The 22,197-nt window shown below is 65.8% G+C and carries 19 protein-coding genes; 6 read left to right on the top strand and 13 right to left on the bottom strand.

Annotated elements, in window-relative coordinates; genetic code table 11:
- Positions 1-32 precede the first annotated feature (32 nt).
- The 12 genes from murG to CH289_RS20910 form a co-directional block, all read right to left on the bottom strand.
- Positions 33-1,178, bottom strand: a complete 1,146-nt coding sequence (murG, locus tag CH289_RS20965; RefSeq protein WP_026347912.1) for an undecaprenyldiphospho-muramoylpentapeptide beta-N-acetylglucosaminyltransferase — start codon at positions 1,176-1,178, stop codon at positions 33-35.
- The gene (gene ftsW, locus CH289_RS20960; protein WP_094713688.1) at positions 1,175-2,692 is read right to left on the bottom strand and encodes a putative lipid II flippase FtsW; all 1,518 of its coding nucleotides are present in this window, start codon (positions 2,690-2,692) and stop codon (positions 1,175-1,177) included. The genes murG and ftsW overlap by 4 nt, the downstream gene beginning before the upstream one ends.
- Entirely contained in the window at positions 2,692-4,140 is a 1,449-nt protein-coding gene (gene murD, locus CH289_RS20955) for a UDP-N-acetylmuramoyl-L-alanine--D-glutamate ligase (RefSeq protein ID WP_094728476.1), read from the bottom strand. Before murD ends, ftsW begins: the two co-directional genes overlap by 1 nt.
- A 27-nt stretch (positions 4,141-4,167) precedes the next feature.
- Entirely contained in the window at positions 4,168-5,247 is a 1,080-nt protein-coding gene (gene mraY, locus CH289_RS20950) for a phospho-N-acetylmuramoyl-pentapeptide-transferase (RefSeq protein ID WP_019665926.1), read from the bottom strand.
- Positions 5,244-6,770, bottom strand: a complete 1,527-nt coding sequence (locus CH289_RS20945; protein ID WP_019665927.1) for a UDP-N-acetylmuramoyl-tripeptide--D-alanyl-D-alanine ligase — start codon at positions 6,768-6,770, stop codon at positions 5,244-5,246. The genes mraY and CH289_RS20945 overlap by 4 nt, the downstream gene beginning before the upstream one ends.
- Complete coding sequence (locus CH289_RS20940; RefSeq protein ID WP_020111973.1) at positions 6,767-8,383, bottom strand: UDP-N-acetylmuramoyl-L-alanyl-D-glutamate--2,6-diaminopimelate ligase; 1,617 nt, start codon at positions 8,381-8,383, stop codon at positions 6,767-6,769. Before CH289_RS20940 ends, CH289_RS20945 begins: the two co-directional genes overlap by 4 nt.
- A 175-nt stretch (positions 8,384-8,558) precedes the next feature.
- Positions 8,559-10,400: a peptidoglycan D,D-transpeptidase FtsI family protein gene (locus tag CH289_RS20935; RefSeq protein WP_037160298.1), complete on the bottom strand. Its 1,842-nt coding sequence runs from the start codon at positions 10,398-10,400 to the stop codon at positions 8,559-8,561.
- Positions 10,401-10,528: 128 nt separating this feature from the next.
- Positions 10,529-11,335, bottom strand: a complete 807-nt coding sequence (locus tag CH289_RS20930) for a hypothetical protein (RefSeq protein WP_462052410.1) — start codon at positions 11,333-11,335, stop codon at positions 10,529-10,531.
- Positions 11,336-12,295 carry a 16S rRNA (cytosine(1402)-N(4))-methyltransferase RsmH gene (gene rsmH, locus CH289_RS20925; protein ID WP_179276852.1) on the bottom strand — a complete coding sequence of 320 codons (960 nt, stop codon included), beginning with the start codon at positions 12,293-12,295 and terminating at the stop codon, positions 11,336-11,338.
- Positions 12,296-12,639: 344 nt separating this feature from the next.
- Positions 12,640-13,071 carry a division/cell wall cluster transcriptional repressor MraZ gene (gene mraZ, locus CH289_RS20920; RefSeq protein ID WP_019665932.1) on the bottom strand — a complete coding sequence of 144 codons (432 nt, stop codon included), beginning with the start codon at positions 13,069-13,071 and terminating at the stop codon, positions 12,640-12,642.
- A gap of 541 nt (positions 13,072-13,612) precedes the next feature.
- On the bottom strand, positions 13,613-14,044 hold the full coding sequence (locus tag CH289_RS20915) for a DUF3040 domain-containing protein (protein WP_019665933.1): 432 nt from the start codon (positions 14,042-14,044) through the stop codon (positions 13,613-13,615).
- Between the two features lie 253 nt (positions 14,045-14,297).
- On the bottom strand, positions 14,298-14,741 hold the full coding sequence (locus CH289_RS20910; RefSeq protein WP_027498848.1) for an SAV_6107 family HEPN domain-containing protein: 444 nt from the start codon (positions 14,739-14,741) through the stop codon (positions 14,298-14,300).
- Positions 14,742-14,933: 192 nt separating this feature from the next.
- On the opposite strand from CH289_RS20910, the gene CH289_RS20905 reads away from it, so the two are divergent.
- Genes CH289_RS20905 through CH289_RS20885 form a run of 5 tightly spaced genes read left to right on the top strand, consistent with a single transcriptional unit; the run spans position 14,934 to position 19,889 of the window.
- Positions 14,934-15,548, top strand: a complete 615-nt coding sequence (locus tag CH289_RS20905) for a GNAT family N-acetyltransferase (RefSeq protein WP_019665936.1) — start codon at positions 14,934-14,936, stop codon at positions 15,546-15,548.
- A 19-nt stretch (positions 15,549-15,567) separates the two neighbouring features.
- Positions 15,568-17,181 (top strand): phytoene desaturase family protein, encoded by a 1,614-nt coding sequence (locus CH289_RS20900; protein WP_094728472.1) that lies wholly within the window; start codon positions 15,568-15,570, stop codon positions 17,179-17,181.
- A complete protein-coding gene (locus tag CH289_RS20895) occupies positions 17,178-17,993 on the top strand; it encodes a carotenoid biosynthesis protein (RefSeq protein ID WP_170947565.1) in 816 nt (271 codons plus the stop codon). The genes CH289_RS20900 and CH289_RS20895 overlap by 4 nt, the downstream gene beginning before the upstream one ends.
- A 49-nt stretch (positions 17,994-18,042) precedes the next feature.
- Positions 18,043-18,741: an LppM family (lipo)protein gene (locus CH289_RS20890; protein WP_019665939.1), complete on the top strand. Its 699-nt coding sequence runs from the start codon at positions 18,043-18,045 to the stop codon at positions 18,739-18,741.
- Positions 18,738-19,889 carry a glycosyltransferase family 2 protein gene (locus CH289_RS20885; RefSeq protein WP_019665940.1) on the top strand — a complete coding sequence of 384 codons (1,152 nt, stop codon included), beginning with the start codon at positions 18,738-18,740 and terminating at the stop codon, positions 19,887-19,889. The genes CH289_RS20890 and CH289_RS20885 overlap by 4 nt, the downstream gene beginning before the upstream one ends.
- Before the next feature lie 39 nt (positions 19,890-19,928).
- Here the strand turns inward: CH289_RS20885 and metF are convergent, their stop codons facing one another.
- The gene (gene metF, locus CH289_RS20880; RefSeq protein WP_170947570.1) at positions 19,929-20,855 is read right to left on the bottom strand and encodes a methylenetetrahydrofolate reductase [NAD(P)H]; all 927 of its coding nucleotides are present in this window, start codon (positions 20,853-20,855) and stop codon (positions 19,929-19,931) included.
- A gap of 120 nt (positions 20,856-20,975) precedes the next feature.
- Here metF and CH289_RS20875 point away from each other — a divergent pair, with 120 nt between their 5' ends.
- A complete protein-coding gene (locus CH289_RS20875; RefSeq protein WP_033188603.1) occupies positions 20,976-22,163 on the top strand; it encodes a polyprenyl synthetase family protein in 1,188 nt (395 codons plus the stop codon).
- Positions 22,164-22,197 lie beyond the last annotated feature (34 nt).

The raw sequence follows: 22,197 nt of genomic DNA, 5'->3' as shown, positions 1-22,197 counted from the left end.
CCTTTCGGTACCACCTTGTCGTGCCACGACCGTCACACGCCTCGTCTACGCTGCGAGGCGACGTCGAGCACGATTTTCGCCACGGTCGCCGCGGCGTCGCGGTGGCCCGCGCTCGCGGCGCTCTTCGACATCGCTTCCACTCGTGCAGAGTCTGTGATCAGGTCGATCACCTCAGCGGCGATGTATTCCGGAGTCACCGATCCGTCGGCCACGAGTATGCCTCCCCCGGCGTCGACGACGGGGCGTGCGTTGAGTTCCTGTTCACCGTTCCCGTGCGGCAACGGAACGTACACCGCGGGCAGACCCGTCGCCGACACTTCGGCAACCGTCATGGCGCCCGATCGACAGATGGCCAGATCCGCAGCGGCGTACGCCAGGTCCATGCGGTCGATGTACGGAACGGCGACGTACGGTGCTGGCGCATCGGCCGTCGGTACCTCGATCGAATTCTTGGGTCCGACGGCATGCAGTACCGACACTCCGGCTTCGGCCAATCGGTCCGCGGCGCCCGACACGGCGTCGTTGAGCGACCTGGCACCCTGCGATCCGCCGAACACCAGCAGTACGGGGCCGCTCCCCGGCAACCCGAAGTACTCGCGAGCCTCGGCGCGCATCGCCGCTCGGTCCAGCCCGGTGATGGTCGGTCGCACTGGAATTCCGACGATGTCCGCGTCCGAGCGGCCACGAGCGGACACGCCGGATCCGGCCACCGCGGCGAGGACACACGTCGCGACCTTCGCACCGACCTTGTTCGCGATCCCGGCACTGGCATTGGCCTCGTGGACGATGACCGGAATCGACCGGCTGCGTCCGAAGGTTCGCCGTGCAGCAAGGTAGGCAGGCAGGGCCACGTAGCCACCGAACCCGATCAGTACGTCGGCGTCGACAGCCGCGAAGACCGCCCGGGTGGCCCGTACCGACCGAATCACACGCCCCGGCAGCCGGACCAGATCCAGGGTGGGCTTACGCGGAAGCGGGACCGGAGGAATCAACTCGAGCTGGTAGCCCCGCGCCGGTACGAGCGTGGTCTCGAGTCCACGCTCGGTTCCCAGAGCGGTGATCCGTACCGAGTCGTCGAGCGCGCGCAGTGCGTCCGCGACAGCCAACGCCGGCTCGATGTGTCCCGCGGTCCCACCGCCCGCGACGACGACGGACAAGTGTGTGGGAGATGCATTCACCGTCGATATCCTCGCGTATCCGAGTGTCCGTACGCACCGCGGGGTTGAGCGCCTGCGCGCGGTGCTGCGCTGCGGCCTCCAACTGCACCGCCACGGGGAAGTGCCGCGCCGGTTCTGCGTGGTTCGGAACGACGAGGGGGCTCGCCCGCTCGAACTCGACCCGCCCTGCCACCGGCGTCTGGTGCACGACGCTGCGACGAACCGCTCTCGATCCGACGGCGATCCTCGCGATCGAGCGCAGGCCGGGTCGACTTGGATCTGGCCGCGGCGGCACGCAACGGAGAGAACGATGCGGGCATCGGGAGTCGCAGCACACGGTCCAACCGCGAGTCCTGCCCGGAGTGCAGAGCCGCGATGGCTTCCGGTTCGTGCCGGGCGGCGTTGGCGATGATGCCGAACATCATCAGCGTGATCGCCGTCGACGAGCCGCCGTAGGACACGAGCGGAAGCTGAAGCCCGGTGACCGGAAGCAGCCCGACCACGTACCCGATGTTGATCATCGCCTGCGCGAAGATCCAGGTCGTCGAACCCGCCGCGAGCAGACGCAGGAACGGATCCACCGAACGCATCGCGATGCGCAGACCGGTGTAGACGAACAACGCGAACAGGCCCAGTACCGCGAGGCAACCGATGAAACCCAGTTCCTCGCCGATGATCGCGAAGATGAAGTCGTTGTGCGCGTTGGGCAGGTAGCTCCACTTGGCGCGACTCTGCCCGAGACCGACACCGAACGGCCCACCGTCGGCGAGCGAGAACTTGGCCTGATTCGACTGGTAACCAAGACCCTGCGGATCGTCGCCGGGGTTCAGCCAGGCCTTGATTCGGTTCGAGCGATATCCCGCGGTGAACGCGAGCACCGTCGCCGCGGCGATACCGCCGCCGACGATGATCGCGAAGAGCCTGGCGTCGAGACCGGCGAACCACAGCAGCGACACGAGAATGATGCCGATCGCGATGGCGGTACTGAGATTCGGCTGCAGAACGACTAGTCCCGCCATCAGCAGCGCTGCGGGCACGAGCGGAATGAGAAGTGATTTGAGGCTGGCGTGCTCGCTACGGCGCGATGCCAGCAGATGAGCACCCCACAGAACGAGCGTGACTTTCGCCAGCTCCGACGGCTGGAACGAGACGCCGGCGACATTGAACCATCGGCGCGCGCCGTCGGCGCCCTCCGATCCGATACCGGGAATGAGCACCATCATGAGCATGACGACGGAAAGGCAGAACAGCGGGAACGAGACCTTCCGCAGCACGCGCACGGACGTACGCAGCGCGACGTAGAACGCCACGACGCCGAGACCGACACCGATCAGCTGCTGTGTGAACAGGGTGTACGCCGATCCGTCGGTGGCGTACGCCTCGGCTGCCGACGACGACAGCACCATCACCAGGCCGAGAATCGTGAGCAGAGCGGCAACGGTGACGATCAGGTGGAACGACGCCAGAGGACGGCCGAGCCACAATCCGATCCTGGTGCGCGGCGAGTTCGCCGGGGCATTCTCAGGACGGGCCATCAGGATTGCCCGCCCGACCGTGTAGTGCCGAGCGCGTGCACGGCGTCCGCGAAGCTGCGGCCACGGTGGCCGTAGTCGACGAACATATCGAGCGACGCGGCGGCGGGGGCGAGAAGCACCGTGTCTCCCGGTCCGGCTCGCCGGGCGGCCTCGTCGACCGCGGCGCGCATCACGACTTCAGCATCTTCCGCCACATGAGTCACACCAGCATCGTCTCTCAGCGGGAACTCGACAACGGGAACATCCGGTGCGTGTCGCGCCAAAGCCTCTGCGATCTGCGTCCCATCACGCCCGATCAGCACCGCAGCGACGAGTCGGGGCGCCACTTCGGCCACGAGCTCCTCGACCGATGCTCCCTTGAGGAGACCACCTGCGATCCAGACGACGTGCTTGTGCGCGAGCAACGACGACCTTGCTGCGTGCGGGTTGGTCGCCTTGGAATCGTCGACGAACGTCACACCCCCCACGGTGCGGACGACCGACGCACGGTGTGGCCCCACGTCGTAGGTGCGAATCCCCTCCGCCACGGCCTCTGCCGGGGCGCCGATCGCGCGGGCGAGCGCCGACGCCGCCAACGCGTCCATCGTCCCGGCCGGACCGGACGGGCTGACATCGTCCACCGACATCAAGTGCAGACGCTCGCCGAAAGCGTTGTCCACCAACTGCCCGTCGATCACGCCGAGTTCCCCGGGCGCGGGGTCTCCGAGGCGGAATCCGACCACTCGATCGGCGCGAGCCGAGCCTGCCAGGGCCGCTGCCCGCGCATCGTCGAGACCCACCACCCCGACATCGCCGACGAGCGCTCGTGCTTTGGCGTCGACGTAGCCGTCCATACCACCGTGCCAGTCCAGATGATCCTCGGCGATGTTGAGGACGACACCCGCCGCGGGCCGGACGGACGGAGCCCAGAACAACTGGAACGACGACAACTCGACGGCGAGGACCTCCGGATGCGGGTCCGACTGCAGAGCGTCGAGCACCGGCAGACCGATGTTTCCGCACGCCGCACTCGCCATACCGGCCGATTCGAGGATGGACGCCAACATCGAGGTGGTCGTGGTCTTCCCGTTCGTTCCCGTGACCACCAGCCATGTCGTCGGCGGGCCGTACACACCCGCGCGGTCGACGTGCCAGGACAGCTCGATGTCTCCCCAGATCGGAATACCGAGTGCGGCGGCACGCGCGAGCACCGGCGCGTCCGGGCGAAAGCCCGGACTGGTGACGACGAGCGCGATCGAATCGAATGCGGAACCGTCCGCGAGAAGGTCGTCCTGCAGGATGCCGTCGGCACCGGCTGCATGCGCCTTGTCCACCGCGGCCGGGTCGGTATCGGTGACGAGTACTCGCGCACCGAGGGCGCGGAGCGGCCCGACGGTCGCCAACCCGGATACCCGTCCCCCGGCGACCAGCACGGTCTTGTCCCTCAGCCACGCCACGTCGTCGGACATCGCACTCCCCTTCACCGGATTCGAGCTCTATCCACCGACAGCGGCGAGGTACTCGCTGTAGAACAAGGCAAGGCCGACGGCCGACGCGATGGCCGCCAGTAGCCAGAACCTGATGATCACCGTGGTTTCTGCCCAGCCTGCGAGCTCGAAGTGGTGATGGAACGGCGCCATACGGAACACACGCCGTCGACTCGATCGGAACACCGCGACCTGGATCACGACGGAGGCCGCCTCGGCGACGAACAGTGCCGCGATGACGACCATGATCAGTTCGGTACGCGTCACGATGGACAAGCCGGCGATGAGTCCACCGAGGGCCAACGACCCGGTGTCGCCCATGAAGATCTTTGCTGGAGCTGCGTTCCACCACAGGAAACCGATGCAGGCACCGGCAGCGGCCGCGCAGATGAGCGCCAGGTCCAGAGGGTCACGCACGTCGTAGCATCCGGGGCCCGGATTGGTGGAGCAGGACTGGCGGTACTGCCAGAAGGTGATGACGGTGTAGGCGCCGAGGACGAGCGTCATCGAACCGGCCGCAAGACCGTCGAGTCCGTCCGTGAGGTTCACGGCATTGGACCATGCCGTGACGAGGAAGTAGCACCACACGATGAACACGAGTGGGCCCAGGCTGACCGTCGCGATATCGCGCACGTAGGAGAGCTGCATGCTAGCTGGAGTGAGCCCGTTCTCACCCTTGAACTGCAGTGCGAGGATGCCGAACAGAACTGCGGCGAACAGCTGGCCGACCAGTTTCGCTGTCTTGTTCAGACCCAGATTGCGCTGCTTGCGAATCTTGATGAAGTCGTCGAGGAAACCGACGAGACCCAGGACCGTGGTCAACCCGAGAACCAGCAACGCGGACGCCGACGGCCCGTCGGCGTCGTAGCCGATTCCGATCAGGTGCGAGCCCCAGTAACCAGCCCAGAGACCGGCGAGGATCGCGACTCCGCCCATCGTCGGCGTGCCACGTTTGGATTGATGACTTGCCGGGCCTTCGACGCGGATCTCCTGGCCGAAGCCTTGTTTGGAGAACGCCTTGATCAGCACCGGTGTCAGCAGAATCGCCACAGCGAGCGCGATGCCTCCGGCGAAGAGGATCTGTCTCACTGCGGTGCCTCCCCGTTGGTTGTCGTGTTCTCCCCGGCGTCCTCGCCGTCCTGCAGCAGTGTGTCGGCGACGGTCCACAGTGCGACGGACTGCGATGCCTTCACCAGCACGATGTCATCCGGTCGAAGTTCTTCCCTCAACACCGCGACGGCAGATTCCCGATCGGGAACCAACATCGATTCGTCGCCCCAGGAGCCTTCCATGACTGCGCCCTGGTGCATGGCTCTGGTCGGGCGGCCCGACTCGACGATGATCAACCTGGACACGTCGAGCCGTACCGCAAGGCGTCCGATCGCGTCGTGTTCGACGACGGAATCCGGCCCCAGCTCGCCCATCTCCCCCAGAACCGCCCATGTTCGACGCGGTGGCCCGGTTCCCGACCTCGACATCGTGACGAGAGCCTTGAGCGCTGCGCGCATGGAGTCGGGGTTGGCGTTGTAGGAGTCGTTGACGACGGTGACGCCGTCCGGTCTCGTCCGAACGTCCATGCGCCGGACGGAAGCCGCGGTGGAACCGGCGAGTGCATCGGCGATCCCGGTGAGGGTGCCGCCGCATTCGAGAGCGACGGCGGCGGCTGCGAGGGCGTTGCCGACCTGGTGCTCACCGTGGACGGCCAATACCACGTCGACGGTTCCAGCCGGGGTGACCATGGTGAAACGGGCTCGCGCTTCGGCGTCGAGTGTGACGTTCTCGGCCCTGATGTCCGCGTCCGGAGACATCCCGACGGTCACCACCCGAGCCGACGTGCGCGTGCGCATGGCCGACACGAGTCGGTCGTCGGCGTTGAGGATGGCCACGCCGCCGTCCGCGGCACTCGGAAGCGCTTCGACCAGTTCACCTTTGGCGACGGCGATGATGTCTCGGGAACCGAATTCACCGAGGTGGGCTGTGCCTACGTTGAGTACGACGCCGATGCGAGGAGGGGCAGCGTGGGCAAGGGCGGCAATATGTCCGACACCCCGCGCGGACAGTTCGAGCACGAGGAAGTCCGAGGACTCGTCGGCGCGCAGGACTGTCCAGGGATGGCCCAGTTCGTTGTTGAACGAGCCCGGCGGCGCGACGACGGATCCGAGTGGTCGCAGCACCGCGGCCAGCAAGTCCTTCGTCGAGGTCTTTCCGGACGAACCCGTCACTCCGACGATCGTCAGCCCGGAATCAGCGGTCAGTTCCACCGCCGAGGCGCGGGCGAGCGCGCTGAGCGCCGCCAGAACCGCGGCACCGGACCCGTCGGAGTCGTGTTCCAGTGCCATCGCCTTGCCATCGTGCGGCTTCGGTGCGACGACGACGGCCGGGACGCCGACCGGCCGCGCCGCCAGCACCACGGCAGCGCCTGCCGCGACTGCTGCAGCCGCGTGGTCGTGGCCGTCGACACGCGCACCGGGGAGCGCCAGGAACAGCCCGCCTGGGCCGATCTTGCGTGAATCGAACTCGACCGAACCGGTGACCAGCACGGACGGGTCTTCCACGTCGTGCATGTCACCCCCGACGATGTCGGCGATCTGTGCGATGGTCAGGTCTTTCACGAACTGGCTCCTGCGTGTTCATCGGTCGCGCGATCGAGGGCATCGGCGAGCACGACGCGGTCGTCGAACGGATACTTCACCCCATCGATCTCCTGACCTGTTTCGTGGCCCTTACCCGCGATCAGCACGACGTCGCCTTCACGCGCCCAGTTCACCGCGTCGGCGATCGCAGCGCCGCGGCCGGCAATGTTCCTGACCTCACCCCGGGCCGACTCGTCGACCGAGAGGGCACCCGCCATCACCGCATCACGAATGAGTGCAGGATCTTCGGATCGCGGATTGTCGTCGGTGATGACGAGAAGATCGGCGCCTCGGGCACCCGCGGCACCCATCAACGGACGTTTGGCGGTGTCACGGTCGCCGCCTGCACCGAGGACAACCGCGATTCTGCCCTGAGTCTGTTCGCGCAGTGTCTCGATCACGGCTTCGACGGCAGCAGGCTTGTGTGCGTAGTCGACGACGGCGAGGAACTTCTGGCCGCGGGAGATGCGCTGCACTCTGCCCGGGACGTCGACGTCGGCCATTCCGGCGACAGCCCGACGCACGTCGACGCCGGCAGCCGCACAGACCGCGGCCGCCAGTGCGGCGTTGGCGACGTTGTATCTGCCCGGCAGTCGGATCGATGCAGCGTGTCGGTCGCCGGCAGTGTCGACGAGGGTGAATCGTTGAGTTCCCGTCGGTTCCTTCGACCACCCGTCGACACTCCAGTCGGCGTCGCCGAGGACGGACACGGTGAGCAGGGTCGAGCCCGCCGATCGCGCGATGTCGGCCATGCGCTGGCCCCAAGCGTCGTCGACGCACACGGCAGCCGACCGCGTGTGGACGCGCGACTCAGCGGCGAACAGTCTGCTCTTGGCGAGGAAGTACTCCTCCAGCGTGTCGTGGAAGTCGAGGTGATCCTGCGAGAGGTTGGTGAACGCCCCGACCGAGAAGACCGTGCCGTCGACCCGCCCGAGAGACAGTGCGTGGCTGGACACTTCCATTACGACGGTGTCGAGACCTTGCTCGACCATCGCCGCGAACAGCGCGTGCAGATGCGGCGCCTCCGGTGTGGTGAGGGCACTCGGCACTCGGGTGCCGGCGATCTTGGTCTCGATGGTGCCGATCAGGCCGGTTCGCCGGCCTGCGGCCGACAGTGCCGCTTCCAACAGATACGACGTGGTCGTCTTACCGGACGTCCCGGTGATGCCGATGACGGTCATCTTCTCCGACGGATTGCCGTAGACGAGCGCCGACACGTGTCCCAGCACCTCCCTCGGCCGGTCACGCACGAGGACGGGCACCGGTAGCTGCGGATACTGCGCCGAGACGAGCGCCAGACCTTCGGAGTCGGTGAGGATCGCGGCTGCTCCCCTGTCGATCGCTGTCGCGACGAAGGAGGCGCCGTGCGCGGCCGATCCGGGCAGTGCCGCGAAGAGATCGCCTGCGACGACTCCCTGCGCTCGAAGATCGACTCCCGTGACGAACGGCGACGGCAGCTCGGAGCCGTCCGCTGTGGCCGCGTGAACCAGCCTGGCTTCCGCCGCGGCTGCGATGTCCTCGACCGCGGTACGCGGTGGGTTCGACGGTCTGAGCGACGACGGAGCATCGGTCGACTCTGCTGGCACGGACACTGCGCTCCTTTCTGCTCGACGTACTACTACAGGCCCACCCGCAGGCCGTGGTGCTGCGCCGAGCGCTGCAGGACGGACTTTCGGTTTCGGGCCGACGAGTCAGGTTACCGGCGCGGCTCGGCCACGCTGACCCCCGACCCTTTCAGCCGAACCACACGCGAGGTGCGCGTCACTGTCAGTCGGCTTGCAGCACCAATTTCGGTCCGGAAGCAGACAGTGGAACGCTGTCGCGCTGGAGCATCCAACTGGCGATGTTGTGGAACAGCGGCGCTGCAGACTGTCCGCCTGATCCGTCTGCACTCCTGGTCGGGGCGTCCAGCATGATGCCGATGACGTACCGGGGGTCGTCGGCCGGGGCGATGCCGGCGAACGTGATCCAGTAGTTCGAGTTGGAGTAGCAGCCGCATTCCGGATCGACCTGCTGCGCAGTGCCGGTCTTCCCGCTGATCTGGTACCCGGGGATCCCCGCTGCGACACCGGTTCCTCGTTGGTTCCCGGTGTCGTCCTGCGTGACGGAACGGAACATGTCGCGAACGGTCGTCGCGGTCTGTGGGCTCACCACATAGACGCCTTCGGGCCTGTCGGTGTCCGTACGATTTCCGTCCGGGTCGACCGTCGACTTGACGATCCGGGGTGGAATCCGCATCCCGTCGTTGGCGATCGCCTGGTACATAGCCGTCATCTGCAGCAACGACATGGACAGACCCTGACCGATGGGGAGGTTGGCGAACGTGCCGCCGGACCACTGATCTCGACTCGGCACGCTGCCTGCACTCTCGCCTGGAAGCCCGACATCGGTGCGTTGACCGAGCCCGAACCTGGAGAGCATGTCTGCGAAGCGATCTTCGCCGACGCGCTGAGCGAGCATGAGTGTGCCGACATTCGAGGACTTTCCGAACACACCGGTCGACGTGTAGGGAACCACGCCGTGATCCCACGCGTCCTTCACCGACACACCGGACATGAAGATGTTGCCGGGAACTTGCAACACCTCGTCGGGCGTCGTGAGGCCGTATTCGATTGCGGCGGCGGCAGTGATGATCTTGTTGACCGAACCGGGCTCGAACGGAGTGGAGACGGCGAGGTTGCCCATCTCCTTGTTGCGGTCGTTGTTGCCGACGCCGATACCCGGGTTGAACGTGTTGTCGTTGGACATCGCCAGAACCTCGCCGGTGTGTGCGTCCTGCACGACTGCGGACGCATTCTTCGCACCGGACAGGTCTTTTGCGAGCTGCACCTGTTGTTGGACGTAGTACTGCAGATCCGCGTCGATGGTCAGCTCCACTCCCGAGCCGTTCACCGCGGTCTGCTTGTCGCGCCAGCTGCCGGGTATGACGGCGCCGTCCGACCCGCGGTCGTAGGTCTGCGATCCGTCGGTTCCGGCCAGCGTCGCGTCGAGCGAATCCTCCAGTCCCAGAAGGCCGTGGCCGTCCCATCCTGTCGCGCCCACCATGTTGGCGGCGAGTGATCCACCCGGATACTCGCGAATGTCCTGCCGCTCGAGGCCGACTTCTTCGAATTCTTCGCTGATCCGTGTCGCCACGGTCGAGTCGACTCCCCGGACTAGGTAGGCGAACGTGTCGTTGCTCTTCAGCTTGGCGAGAATGTCCTTCTCGTTCGCGATGTCACCCAGTTCGTCGTGGATGCCTGCGGCGATCTCGGCCAGCCTGTCGTCGGTTTGGGGCGCAGAGGGATCCTTGGCGCGTGCCTCGTCCAACTCCTGCCGGACGCGCACGGGTTGGAACGTCAAGGCCTTGGCCTCCATCGTGAATGCGATGGGCTTGCCGTTCCTGTCCGTGATGGAGCCTCGTGCTGCTGCGTCCACCAGGGTGGTGGTGCGCTGCGACGCGGCTTCGACGGACAGGCGAGTTCCGTTGACCCCCATGATCCAGACCAACTGCAGTACGACGACACCGAGAATGCCGAACATGACGATGCGGCCGAAGCCGTTGCGGAAGGTGAACGACGAGGCGTCGAAGCGACTGCCCGCTCTGGGATGCGGGCGACGTGGAGGCACCCCGCCTCGCGCCGGGGCGGGCCTTCGGTCGGACGCAGCGCCGCCGGATGCGTTCCGCCTGGAATCATTCCGCCGGCTCCGCTCGTGCGGCGCTGGTGTACGACGAGTGTTCCCGGATGTCGGCCTGGTCACTGCCGACTACCCGAAGGACTCGCCGACGGGATGCTCATAGGAACCAATTGTTCACCCATGGCTTCGGTTCCCGCGCCATTCGAACTGTTCGGCGTGGCGGATGTGGCTGATGGTGCGACGCCGGACGGTGTACCCGCGCCGTCGGATGCCGCCCGCGTGCCCGACGGGTCGGAGGCCGAGCGTGGAGCAGTCGAGTCCGATGCCGATCGCGGCGCGGTCGTCTGCGGCTGATTGCGCACCTGCAACGGGTTGCGGGCCTCGGAATCGGCCGATTGCGACGTGCCTTGCGAGGTGGGTGGATCGAGTGGTGCAACCGGGTTGCCCTGTGCGGGAGCTGGAGTGCCGACGACTTGAACCGAACCGTCTTCCGCCACCACGATGCGCGCAGCGCCCGCGGCAGGGACCATCCCCAACTCCGCGGCTTTGCGCGCGAGTTCCGGTGCGGAATCCGCCAATTCGACATCACGCTGCAGCGACGCACGTTCCTGAACGAGACGCTCGTTGTGAGCCTTCGCATCGCTCAGTACATAGGAGTCACCGGCAGATCTCGTCGTCAACAGCAGCGTCAAACCGAGACCGAGGGACAGGAGTCCGATCACCAACGCGACGAACGGAACTCGCGCACCGATGGACGCGGACATCGTCCTCGCTGCCGCATGTCCGCTCGATGCAAGCTCCACCCCGCGCGAGGACGCGCGTTGTTGACGACGCTCGTACGCCCGCGATGCCGCGCCGGAGCGACCCGAGCCGGCGCCGCGGCGCTGGCGCCGTGTGGTCGGTGACGAAGTCGAGGTAATGGTCATCTACGATCTCCTCGCAATTCGCTCAGCCGCGCGCAGGCGCACCGGGGCCGAGCGCGGGTTCTCCTCGATTTCTTCTTCCGACGCGCGTTCCGCTCCCTTGGTCAGAAGACGAAACTCGGGTCCCATCCCGGGTAGCTCGACGGGAAGCCCCTCGGGGCTTCGTGATTTCACGCGGGGCGTGAGCTCTTTCTTCACCACGCGATCCTCGAGCGACTGGTAGGACATGAACACGACACGTCCTCCGACGGCCAATGCATCGAGTCCGGCGGGTACGGCAGTCTCGAGCGAATCCAACTCGCCGTTCACCTCGACCCGTAGCGCCTGGAAGGTGCGCTTGGCGGGATGACCTCCCGTTCGCCGCGTCGCGGCCGGAATTGCCGAGTAGAGCAGTTCGACGAGGGCCGCGCTCGTGGTGAACGGGGTGGTTTCGCGACGTTTGACGACAGCCGACGCGATGCGTCCGGCAAATCGTTCTTCACCGTACGTGCTGAGCACGCGGGCGATGTCACCGTGCGAGTAGGTGTTCAAAACGTCCGCCGCAGTCAGCCCGACCGTCGGATCCATCCGCATGTCGAGTGGGGCGTCCACCGAGTAGGCGAATCCGCGGTCTGCTTCGTCGAGCTGCATCGACGACACTCCGAGGTCGAACAGAATGGCGTGGACCGAGTCCTGCGGCGCGAAGCCGGACTGCTCGAGGGCGTCGGCAATTCCGTCGTATGTGGTGTGCACGAACGATGTTCGATCCGAGAACTCCTCCAGCCGCCGGCCGGCACGCGCGAGCGCGTCCGGGTCTCGGTCGAGGCCGATCAGATGCAGCGTCGAATAAGTACGCAGGAAGTGTTCGGAATGTCCGCCGAGGCCGAGCGTCGCATCGATCATCACAGGTGTGAGACCTGACGCGTGAGCTGCGGTGAGGGCGGGTCCCAGAAGTTCGTCCGCGCGTTCGAGGCGAACGGGGATGTGTTTCGGCTGAGGTCGGTCGACGGATTCGTCGCCCTCGGGAGCGCTGTCAGAGGCGGCTGACGATTCGCCTTCCACGATGATTCCTCCCGGTTCGTGCGTCTGCGCGGTGGTGCGTCGAGATCGCGCATCGATCGATGGTGTGGACGAATGCCTCGAGGTCCCTGTCCGATAGGAACCTGACGTCGGGGAAGTACGTCAGGGTCCTGATCTTCGAAACCTGGCGTTGGGGAAGAACGTCAGGGTTCTGATCGGGCAGAGGCCTCGCGGCACTCGGCGGTTGATCCGGGCGGTTACAAGATTCCTGCGGTTACAAGATTCCTGCGGTTACAAGATTCCTGCGGTTACAAGATTCCTTCCAGGGACGCATCCACTGCATCCGAGAAACTCTGCTCACCCTCGGACGAGTAGCGAGCCCAGGCTTCTTCGTTCCAGATCTCGATGAACTCGATGGATCCGTTCACGACGACATTGCGTTCCAGACTCGCGTAACGCCTGTGGTCCGAGCTGAGCATGATGCGGCCCTGACCATCGAGCTTCTGCTCGTCCGTGCCCGCACCGAGCTGCCTGATGTACGAGCGGGCAACCGGATTGGAACGAGATGCTTCGGTGAGCTTTCTTACCTTTTCCGCGAACGCCTCCTGGGTGTAGATCGCAAGGCTGTGGTCTTGACCTTTGCTCACCATCACACCCTCCTTCAGCGCATCCCGGAACTTCGCCGGCAACGTGAGCCGGCCCTTCTCGTCGAGCTTGGGCGTGTAGGTACCGAGGAACACTCGACACCTCCCGCTCTCGCTGCTGCCACCACATTACCCCACTTTCCTCCACTTTCAATCCATCGGGAGGAATATTTTTGGGATGCACCCCAATTACCGCAGGTCAACTTGGTGGTTGATTGTGGGGAAGCGTATCGGCACCGATCGACGATTGTCGACCTACACAGAGCCCCGAACGAGACAATCGAACAAAAGTCCAGGTCAGAAGGTCGCACCCGACAATGGATCGGTCATCGACGATGGTGGTGGTTGAAAGTGGGGATTGCGCAGTTCGCTCCCCCACGCGGTGGGGGGAAGTGGGTGACGAGGTTCTGGTTCGTCCTCGACAGGGCCGGATCGCACCCCCATGCGGGGTGCGGGCCATACACAACCGGGACATACGAAAGCGGTGCCCACCCATTCGGGTGAGCACCGCTTCTGTGGTGTTCCGTTGCCTCTGAATCTATGGCTTTTCCGGCTTCACTGCATCCGACTCCACTGCGTCCGGCTTCACTGCATCCGGCTCAGTGGCGCAGCGCCTGCGACATGGAGACGGAGAGAACTAGTCCTGTTCGAATCGCTTCCGGAAACGATCTTCCATACGGGAAGTGAAACCGCCGCCGCTCTTGCGGCCGGACTTGGGTTTCGGCCCCGAACTCTTGGGTCCGCCCGAGCCAGTCGCTTCGGACTCCTCCTGTGACGCAGCAGCGCCCTTACGAGACCCACCGAGTAGGAACAGCACACCGGCGCCGAACATGAAGACGAAGCCGACGAGACTGATCACCGGGAAACCACCGGGCTTGAACGGCAGCGCCAGCCCGGCGATGAGCAAAACAAGCCCCAAGACGAACAAAGCGGCCGCTTGGAAGCGACGTTTGCTCGAAGCCGTACGCATACGGCCGCTTCTCACGTGAGAAGCGAACTTGGGATCCTCGGCGTAGAGAGCGCTCTCGATCTGATCGAGCATGCGCTGCTCGTGCTCGGAGAGTGGCACGGTACCTCCCCCTGCACAGATATTAGAAGTCATTTCGGGTGCGAAACGACGGGAAGCTGACTCTGGCGGCTACCTGCTATTGATAATACGAGGTGAATCGACTGCTTACCACCTACTCGGTCCATGTGTTCCTGAGAATGTCCGAAGTTTCCCTGCGCAGACCCCTGACAAGTCGCATGCGGACTCGGCAACTCGACTCCTCCGGCGCACCGAACTCCGGCGAACGACACCACGACCGCAACAGAGTCAGCCTTCACGCCGACATCGATCGAGGCGGGAGGAGTGCACGATCGAGACGTGAATCCGCACCGATGAAATCCTCCACCACATGCAGGAAACGGCCGACTTCGCGATAGAACGTGTCCGCAGCGTCCTGGTCGATGGAGCGAGACACACCGGCCTGGAGAGCGGCCCGCAACGATGAGTAGCTCGCGAAGTACTCCGCCCAGGCTTCGAGCTCCGGCTCGGCTTTTGCCAGCAGCACCCATGCGCTGCGTGATCTTGCTCGCGTCGCGGGCGCGACTTCCAGGATGGCAGCCGCTCCACGGAGGGCTGCCATGTAGCAGTCCAGAAATTGGTCGGCGACCGACTCGGCGCCGAGGGAACCCGACAGCAAGGCATCTGCCCGGCCCAGTAGTACACGAGCACGCGGCGACACCGGCGGACGCACATCACCACGGAGAACCTTCGTAGCCATACTCGAACACCTCCCGATTTCGTTCGCCGTTCGTGACCGCAATTTCCGAAACGACCGGACGTCGACGACGATCTAAGGTCAGGGATCCAGCGAGCCCCGCTTCCCTCGGGGTCATCGCCGGATCACCGACATCGAACATCCGTTCGACATATTCAATATAGCTGTGCCCACCGACAAGTCGTCAAGGAAAGGTTGAGAACAGTCGCCACCGACGCGGAACCGACCCCGTACCTGGTCGATCTGTCCGCCCGAGAACTCCGTCGTCGCCTTCCCGAAGCGCTGGCGATCTACGTCGAGGCAATGGGTTACCCGCAAGGCACGGAGTATCACCGCGCCCCGATGTGGTCCGAGCACGTCCTCCGACCCGGATGGTGCGCTGTCGGTGCAGTCCTGCCCACGCCCGACTCCCCTCTCGTCGCCGTCGCGTACGGGTACAGGGGTGCTCGGCATCAGTGGTGGCACCAGCAGGTCAGGGACGGTCTGCGCAGATCCGGCGCCGATGACGAGTACGTCGACTCGGTCCTCTCGGACTACTTCGAACTGACCGAGCTGCACGTGTCCCCGCGTGCGCAGGGTCACGGACTGGGCCGTGCCCTGACACGCAGACTCCTTCGCGACCGCCCCGAGCGCACCGTGCTGCTGTCCACTCCGGAAGTGGAGAACGAGAACAACCGCGCATGGCGCCTGTACCGAAGCCTCGGCTTCGGAGACGTACTCCGCGATTTCACCTTCGCGGGCGACCGACGACCGTTCGCAGTTCTCGGTCACGCACTGCCGTTCGAAACGGACGAACCGCCCAATCGGTGACGATCTATACGCTGGTGCCGTGATCGATGTTCTCGTAGTGGGCTCAGGCCACAATGCCTTGACTTCCGCGTGTTACCTGGCCGACGCCGGCCTGTCCGTCGAAGTCGTGGAGAAGGACACGATCGCAGGTGGTGGTGTGTCGTCCGCCGAGCGCTTTCCCGGACACCGAGTCGACCGTGGCTCGTCTGCTCACATCATGGTTCGGCATACCGGCATCGTCGAGGAACTCGGTCTGGCCGACCATGGTCTCGCCTACGTCGATTGCGATCCGTGGGCGATCGCTCCCGGCGCACCCGGTACCGACGACGAGGCCATTGTGTTTCGTCGCGACCTCGACTCCACCTGTGACTCCATCGCGCGGTCGTGCGGTGCTGCGGATGCGAAAGCGTATCGGACGTTCGTCGCGTCCTGGGGGCCGCGCAGCGCACGCACCATGAAAGCGTTCTCGGCGGCGCCGACGGGAGCCAATCTGGTGCGCTCCTTCTGGGGACTCGATGCGCCGGACGGCGGGAGTGCTCTCTCCCGCGAGTTCCTCACGACCGGCGACGCGCTGCTCGACGCCACGTTCTCGTCGGAGAGGCTGAAAGCTGCCCTCGCATGGTTCGGTGCGCAGTCCGGCCCGCCGATGTCGGAACCGGGCACCGCCCCCATGGTTGGCTTCGCCGCGCTGATGCACGCACTTCCACCCGGTCGCGCCGTCGGCGGAAGCGGCGCGTTGACCGAGGCAATGATCTCGAAGCTCGTCGCCACGGGGGGTCGGCTCACCGTCGGTGACGGCGCCGTATCAGTGGCGCGGTCCGGCGACGGGTGGACGACGCACACGGAATCGGGTCGGTCGATTCGCAGTCGCACGGTCGTCGCCGGCTGCCATGTTCTGACGACTCTGGACCTGCTCGACGCCGGAGGATTCGATCGTCGACGAACGGAGGCGTGGCGCCGAGGAATCCGCGTCGGGCCCGGCCTGGGAATGGCGGTCCGACTCGCGACCTCCGCCGTGCCGCAGTATTCCAGTGCACCATCGGTGCAGGACGGTACCTCCGGTCTGCAGTTGCTCGTGCACGATCGTCGGCAACTGCGCCGTGCGCACGGTCACGCCTTGGCAGGAGATCTGCCGCCCGAGCCTGCCGTCCTCGGGATGTCGTTCACTGCAATCGAACCGAGCGTGGCACCGGAGGGTGAACACCAGGTGTCCCTCTGGTCGCAGTGGCACCCGCACACCCTGTCCGACGGACGGCGATGGCGTGCGTCGGACACCGAGCGCGTGGCGACGGATCTTGCGGAGACCGAAGCCGACCGCATCGTGGACTCGCTCGAGTCGTACGCGCCCGGCTTCCGCGACACGATCCTGCACCGTTACGTCCAGTCCCCCACCGACATCGAGCGCGAACTGGGAATGATCGGCGGGAACATCATGCACGTGGAGATGTCCTTGGACCAGATGATGATCTGGCGTCCCGTCCCCGAACTCGCGGGCCATCGTGTGCCCGGTGCGCAGGGGTTGTACCTGACGGGCGCATCCACCCATCCCGGCGGCGGCGTGTCCGCGGCCAGCGGACGGACGGCGGCGAAGATCGCGTTGTCCGACCACGGCGGCGGCCGTGTCCGAGCGTGGCTGGGACGGAAGCGGCGATGAACAGATTCGTGTGGATCCTCGCCGGAAGTGCAGTGACGGCGCAGATCGTCTATCCGCTCGTGAGCGGCTCGAACCGCGATGTCGTGACTGTCGCCGTCGTCGCGCTCCTCGCGGCGTCCGCTCTCGCGCACGCCGCGATCACCCGGGGCGTCAAGTGGGCGGCAGTACTGTTCGTCACCACGGCCGGGCTCGGTATCGCTGCCGAGATCGTCGGCACCGCAACCGGGTTCCCGTTCGGCTCGTACTTCTACGCCACGAGTCGACTCGGCCCGGACATCCTCGGTGTTCCCGCGGTGGTGCCGTTGGCCTGGACGGCCGGCTTCTACCCCATCTGGTGCGCGGTCTCGCTTCTGCTGCACCGTGTCGGTCCGGATCAGCGAGCGCCGCTGCACCGGATCGTCATGACGGCGGTCGCAATGGTCGGTTGGGACCTCTACCTCGACACCCAGATGGTCACGGACGGGCAGTGGACATGGACCTCGCCCATCGCCGGACTCCCCGGGATCCCGTCGATTCCGGTGACGAATTATCTGGGCTGGTTCGTCGTGGCACTGTCGATGGCCGTGATCGTGGAGTTCGCCGGAAAGTCGGTGATCCGGACGGATCCGCCTCGTCTCACAGATTCCGCACCCATCGTCCTGTTCATGTGGACGTGGCTCGGCTCCGCCTTCGCGCACGCAGTCTTCCTCTCCGGTCCCGAATTTCGATTCTCCGCGATCTACGGGTTCGTCGTCATGGGGACCGTCGGCGTTCCCCTCGCGTGGACGTGGACCACCCGATCGAGGCGAAGGACGATCGACACGGCGCGGTGATCGTCACCGTGCGTCGTCGACCGGTCTGGTTCTCTGGCACGATGTCGCTGTGCAGTCGACATCACGCGAACGTAGTACTCGTAGACGGAACCGCATCGCGAAGGTGCTCGCGCTCACCCTGTTGCTCGCGCCGCTACTGACCGGGTGCCTCCGCGCCCAGGTGTCGATCGGTGTGTCCGCGGACGATCGGGTGTCCGGTCAGATCGTGGCCGCGACGATTCCCACGTCGGACGCCGACACCGGCCCCCAGTTGGTCGCACCGTCGACTCTTGCCAGCAAGATCCGCATCCAGGAGTACCGCCAGGACGGATACGTGGGCACCGAAGCTCGATTCAACGATCTGTCCTTCGGAGACGTGCAGACCCTCGGCCAGATGTCCGAACAGGCAACGGGCAGCTATCAACTGGTGCTCCAGCGCGCTGGGGACACCGTCACTCTGGACGGCAAGGCCGATCTGCAGAACGTTCCCGCTCAGGGCACGGACGTGCAGTTCACCATCGCGTTCCCGGCTCGAATCGGTACCACCAACGGAACCCGTGAGGGCGACAACATCATCACCTGGAAGTTGCCGGCGGGTGAGGTCACGTCGATGCGCGCCGAGGTCAACTACCCCGACCCGAACACACGCAGTTTCGCAGGATGGGCAGGAATCGTCGGGGGCGTCACCGTCGGCATCGCAGCGATCGTCGGCGCCATGGCGTGGGTGACACGCAATCCTCCCGTGCGACGCACACCGTCGTCCGTGTGACCGATTTCCGCGACGCGGTCAGGCGGGCGACGGCGGCCGGTGCGGCTCTCGCTGGTGTCGGTGCGGCGACGACGCTCGTCAATGCGCTGTCGATGAGGTCGCTGCGGCGGCCCACATCCGATGTTCCCGGCTCGGTCGCCGTCTGCATACCGGCAAGGAACGAGGTCGATCTGGTCTCGGCGGTCGTCACCGATCTACGGCAGCAGGTTCACTGCCCCACCCTCGAGGTGTTCGTTCTCGACGACGGGTCGACCGACGGCACGTTCGGCGCTGCCGTCGCCGCGGCTGATTCCGATCCACGGTTCGACGTACGCCGCTCGACGACGGAACCGCCACCGGGATGGACGGGCAAAGCGGCTGCCTGCCGCACGCTGGCGGCGCGAGCTCTGGCGGGCGAGCCCGACTGGATAGCGTTCGTCGACGCCGACGTGCGCCTGTCGGCCGGGGCGATAGCTGCGGCCGTGACGGAGCTCCGACGCGGGCGTAGCGCCCTCGTCAGTCCGTGGCCACGGCAACGGGCGGACAGCGTCGCCGAGCGTCTCGTGCAACCACTCCTGAGTTTCTCCTGGTTGTCGACGCTGCCGGTACGGGTCGCCAACACCTCGACCAGGCCGTCGACCGTCGTCGCGTGCGGTCAGTTCCTGATGTTCGACGCCGCCGCGTATCGAGATGTCGGGGGGCACGAGTCGGTCGCGAGCAGCGCCACGGAGGATCTGGACATCGCCCGGGCGCTACGCAGGGCCGGGCACCGTACGGCCGTGGTGTTGGGTGGTGAGCTGGCCCGGTGCCGGATGTACGACGGTTGGTCCGATCTCCGCGCGGGATACAGCCGCTGGCTGTGGAGTGCGTTCGGCGGTCCGGTCGGTTCGACCGCGGTTCTCGGCGCGGCTGCGCTCGCCTACGTGCTTCCGCCCGTCGCTGCAGTGTTCGGCTCGGGCCGTACTCGTCGGTGGGGGCTCGTGGGGTACGGCGCGGCGGTGGCAGCACGTGTCGTGGCCGCCCGAGCCGAGTCGGGGGTCGTCGGTCCAGGAGCTGTTGCTGCAGCGTCGGTTCACCCGGTGTCCGTGCTGCTGTACGGCGCACTGACGGTCGACTCGTTTCTCAGATCGAGGACCGGCTCGATCACCTGGAAGGGTCGTCCGCTCTGACGAGTTCTCCGGGCACGTGCTACCGACAACCGTTGGGTCCTAGACCCTGGCGGCGCACAATCCGAGGTTGGTGAGCACTTCGCGCGTCGCCTTCGCGAAGTTCAGGGTGATGAAGTGCAACGCCGGTGCGCCTTCGGCGATCAGCCGCTCACCGATCTGCGTCGCGAGTTCGATACCCACTTCGCGCACCGCTGCCCTGTCCTCTTCTCGGCCGGTCCCGGCTGCGGCGGTGAAGCGGTCGTCCAACGCTTTCGGCAGCGCAGACCCGGACAGCGCCAGGGCCCGTCGCACCGTGCGAAGCGACGTGATCGGCATGATCTCCGGGACGATGGGCTTTGCCCCCTGCTCGGGGTCGAACGCGGCCACCCGATCTCGCAGACGGAGGTAGTCGTCGACGTCGAAGAACATCTGGGTGATGGAGTACTCGGCTCCTGCACGGAGCTTGTTCACCAGAACCTGGGTGTCCTGTTCCAGATTCAGCGCACGGTAGTGGCCTTCGGGGAACGACGCGACACCGACGTGGAAGTCGCCCAGCTCCCGCACGAGCGTGACCAGCTCGTCCGCGTATTCGACACCGTCCGGATGCTTTTCCCAGTCGCCGAGCGGATCACCGGGAGGGTCACCACGAAGGACCAGGATGTTGGAGATTCCGCGGTCCGCATAGGAACCGACCATGGATCGCAGCTCGTCCACACTGTGCGAGACGGCGGTCAGGTGCGCCACGGGCAGCAGCGTCGTTTCCTCGGCTATCTGGCCGGTGACACGCACCGTCCGATCCCTGGTGGACCCACCCGCCCCGTAGGTCATGGACACGAACGCAGGCTGCAGCTGCTCGAATTCCCGCACCGCGCGCCACAAACGAGCTTCACCGGCCTCGTCGCGAGGAGGTGAGAACTCGACAGAGAACGGAATCCGTGCCGCGCCGTCACTGCGCAGCCGGTCCACTATCGACGGCGTCCTCGTCACGAATCCGTCGCTCGACCGCCCCCTGACGGAATCAAATGTCACCGAGACATCATAGATTCTCGCCTGAGGTGGTGCGAGGGAAGGTCGCGGAGCGTGCGAATCGGACGCGGACCGCTACTGTTGAAACCGCAGCCTGCACGTTCGGATCGACTGGAGGATCTTCTGTCCGGGAAAACGACCACGCCCAGCACCGTCGACCTGACGACCGTCGACACCTCCATCGGCGCACCGGTCGACTCGGCCGGTGCCACCGCACCTCGCGAGTTGGTCGAGACCGCTCTCGCGGAGTTCTTCGAATCCCGTCGTGAACAGGTCGCCGCCGTGGGCGGTGGGTACGCCTCCGCCGTGCGCGACCTGACCGAATTCGTTCTCCGGGGCGGCAAGCGCGTCCGCCCGTCGTTCGCGTGGAGTGCCTGGCTCGGCGCAGGCGGGCAGCCGTCGGGCGATGCGGCTGCGGCGGTGATCAAAGCCTGCTCGTCGCTCGAGCTGGTTCAGGCCTGCGCACTGATCCACGACGACATCATCGACTCCTCCACGACGCGTCGCGGTTTCCCGACGGTGCACGTTGCTCTCGCCGATCGCCACCGGTCCGCCGGCTGGGCAGGCTCGTCGGCCAGATTCGGTGAATCGGCCGCGATTCTGCTGGGAGATCTCGCCCTGTGCTGGGCGGACGACATGCTGCGCGAGTCCGGAATCGATGCGGACGCCTCCGCGCGCGTGTCGCCGGTGTGGTCGTCGATGCGACTCGAAGTGCTCGGTGGACAACTTCTGGACATCGAAGCCGAGGCCGGGTTGGACGAGTCCGTCGAGGCAGCGATGCGCGTCAACCGCTACAAGACCGCGGCGTACACCGTCGAACGTCCTCTGCACCTGGGCGCCGCCCTGGCCGATGCGTCACCCGAGCTGATTGCGGCGTTCCGTTCCTTCGGCACCGACATCGGACTGGCGTTCCAACTCCGCGACGATCTGCTCGGCGTGTTCGGCGATCCGGCGATCACCGGGAAACCGTCGGGCGACGACATCCGCGAGGGTAAGAGGACCGTGCTGATGGCCGTTGCGTTGGCCGATGCGGATGGGCCGTCCGCCGCGTTGATCCGCGAGTCGCTCGGCGATCACGAACTGTCCGAGGAGCGTATCGGCGACGTCCGAACGGCGTTGACCGAGCTGGGTGCCGTCGACGATGTCGAACGCAGGATCTCGGATCTCACCGAACGAGCCTTCGTGGCGCTCGACAACAGCGAGTGCGAGCCAGGTGCGGCCGAACAACTGCGGCGCATGGGCACAGCAGCAACACAGCGCAAGTACTGACGTACACGCTCCGAACACCTGACGAAAGGCTCAC

Origin of the sequence: Rhodococcus sp. RS1C4 (genome assembly GCF_002258225.1) — a bacterium.
GTDB classification, from domain to species: Bacteria; Actinomycetota; Actinomycetes; order Mycobacteriales; family Mycobacteriaceae; genus Rhodococcoides; species Rhodococcoides fascians_E.
The sequence above is the reverse complement of the archived record's forward strand: the minus strand, read 5'-3'. Positions and strand labels throughout refer to the sequence as shown.